The sequence below is a fragment of the uncultured Thiodictyon sp. genome (assembly GCA_903837595.1).
Taxonomy (GTDB): Bacteria; Pseudomonadota; Gammaproteobacteria; order Chromatiales; family Chromatiaceae; genus Thiodictyon.
The window spans coordinates 1-2,431 of the sequence record CAILVI010000110.1 but is presented as its reverse complement, the minus strand read 5'-3'; the positions used below and the strand labels follow the sequence as shown (position 1 = coordinate 2,431).

Genomic DNA, 2,431 nt, shown 5'->3' with positions numbered 1-2,431 from the left:
GCGCCAGCAAGACGCAGAGGCGCGGGAGCGACAGCGCGGTCCTTATCGTCGCGCCGCTTAAGCACCGCTGCCGGGCATTCGGAATGCAGCCTATGGGATGGGTGTGCCCGGAATTCACCGGTAATACGAGTCGCTCTCACGTGGCTGACGCGTTGGGTATTAATTGCAGATACGCGCGTCGTCCGGGACGGCTCGACCAAGGATTTCCCGGCCGTTACGAATAGACGGTGCTGGAAAATGCGAGTTTCCTGTCAGGCACAAACTTGGTGTCGAGAGTCTGGTTGTGGGCGGCGCCGGTGGCCAGGTCCTCATCGGTCAGGCCCAGCGCGGCCTTCACCTCGGCCAGATGGCCGTTGAAGTGCTTGCTCCACCGCAGGAAGTCACCGTCGCCGCGTGCGTACGAGGTGCTCGTCAGCGCGTACGGGACCTTCGTCAGTGCGTACGAGAGGTTCGTCAGCGCATACGGGACCTTCCGCCCTCGACGAGAGGCAGAAAATTCAATTTCGACAAAGGTTTGAGTCTTTTTGGACGGACGGTTCGTACGTGCGTACGGAACCTTTGTGCGCGCGCACAGAACCTTTGTGTGCGTGTTCAGGTATCTTCTGGGTGCGTCCGGGACCTCGATCAGTTCGGGTCGGACGTTCCTCAGCGCTGATGGGACTCGGCCGAGTCCGCAGGGGAGTCTGCGCACTGCATACGCGGGCCGAGGCGTCGCGCGGCCGCCTTGGGTGCGCACCGCTCGGACCTGGTTACCCGCTAAGACCTTGCTGTCTGGCTCCATCTCCCACCGCCTGCCCCGTGGCACAGGCCGCGGCCATCGACTTGCTGGCCGCATGGTATTGACCTTGTATCCAAGCATAGCTCAGCGCCTGATTGTTGGGGCTTGGGGCCGGTCACTGAGCCATACAGTTTTCATGGTGTAACGGTGCGGGGATGTTCCGTGCCCATCCGGATGTCGGCCCCCGGCCGCGGCGGCCGCAGGACCAATCAAAGCCGTCTCGACTTACCCGGCCCAGCCTGGCAGCCGGGCGCTTCCGGTACTCTCAATCGATGTGTACAGGGCCGCGAGGAGGGCGAGTGGCTGCACCGGCTTGGCCAGTAGGAAATCCGCCGTGGCCGGTTCGCCGTCCTGGTCCAGCCCGGCCCCGGTGGCGAGCATGTCGGTGACTGCGATCACGCGGGTATGGGGTGAGCGTTTGCGCAGGCGCTGGATCAGTTCGCGGCCATCAATGCCGGGCATCGCCAGACCTGTTATCAACACGTCCGACGGCTCCATCAAGGCGTCGGCCAGCGCGGTCACGGGGTCCAGATAGGATCGGCACTTCAGACCCAGTCGCCGCAGGAGGGTGCACATCTGCTCCAGGGACTTGGGTTGATCATCGACGCTGAGGATGCGCAGATCGGGGCTGATCGACGATTCAAGATCTGGTTTTGATTGCATGGTGAGGCTAATCCGGGCCAGGTGAGGCTAGGCCGACTGCTGCGGCTTCAGTGATAGGCATCTTAGCGACGGTACTCTAAGCCCTGCGGGCCTGAAGAACTGCGATGAAGCTCTAGCTGCAGATACGCGGTTGTCGAGGTTTCCAGCGTGATGAAGGTCGCCGGCAACAAATCAGGGCCGGCTGGTGGCGGCGTGCAGTCGCTCCAAGGCGGTCGCGAAGTCGAATTCATTGATCGCCTCGGCGATGCCCGCGAAGGCGTCACCCAGGCCCGCATGCAGCAGTGCCTCATGTTCGTCGAGCAGGTGGCTGGTGGCGAAATCGTTGACGGTCAGTGCGGCGCTAAGGCGGGAGCAGAGCGCGTTGAATTGGGCATCATCAAGCGGCTGTGGCGCAGGGGGCGGCGCCGCTGGTAGCTGCTGCGCCATCGCCTCGATCAGTTCCAGTAGCGCATCGCTGAGGCCTTGCTGTAAGGCCAGCACCGGCGCAATGGGCTCCGGGCGGACGATGGCGCGCTCCAATTCTTCGGCCAGGTCGCGTACGGCCATGGCCCCGATCTGCGCTGCGCTGCCCTTGAGGGTGTGGGCGAGGCGCTGCGCGGTGGGCCAATCGCCAGCGGCCAGTGCGCCTGCCAGCCGCAGCGGGAAATCGCGCTGACCGGCGATGAACTTGCCTAGCAGTGAGCGATAGAGCCCCTCCTGTCCCAGACAACGCCGCAGCCCGGCCGCCGCGTCGAGTCCGGCGATGCCAGTCAGGTCCGGGGGCTCGGCCGGCGTCTGGGGGGGCGACGCGATCGGTGCAGTGTCACCGCTGGTGCCGGCGGCGGGCCGCCTGGTCCACTGTAATAGCTTGGCCCACAACTCCTCGGGGTCGATGGGTTTGGCCACCTGGTCGTTCATGCCCGCCGCGAGGCAGCGTTCGCGGTCGCTGGCCATGGCGTTGGCGGTCATGGCGACGATGGGGAGCTCGCGCCGGTGCGGGAGCCGACGGAT

At 64.9% G+C, this 2,431-nt stretch carries 3 protein-coding genes; all 3 read right to left on the bottom strand.

Annotation, left to right across the window (positions count from 1 at the left end):
- Positions 1 to 214: 214 nt before the first annotated feature.
- On the bottom strand, positions 215 to 781 hold the full coding sequence (locus QZY44_RS06230) for a hypothetical protein (RefSeq protein WP_295443740.1): 567 nt from the start codon (positions 779 to 781) through the stop codon (positions 215 to 217).
- Between the two features lie 222 nt (positions 782 to 1,003).
- Positions 1,004 to 1,441, bottom strand: a complete 438-nt coding sequence (locus QZY44_RS06225) for a response regulator (RefSeq protein ID WP_295443738.1) — start codon at positions 1,439 to 1,441, stop codon at positions 1,004 to 1,006.
- Positions 1,442 to 1,612: 171 nt separating this feature from the next.
- Positions 1,613 to 2,431, bottom strand: an 819-nt coding sequence (locus QZY44_RS06220; RefSeq protein WP_295443735.1) for an Hpt domain-containing protein, incomplete at its 5' end; no start/stop codon positions are given.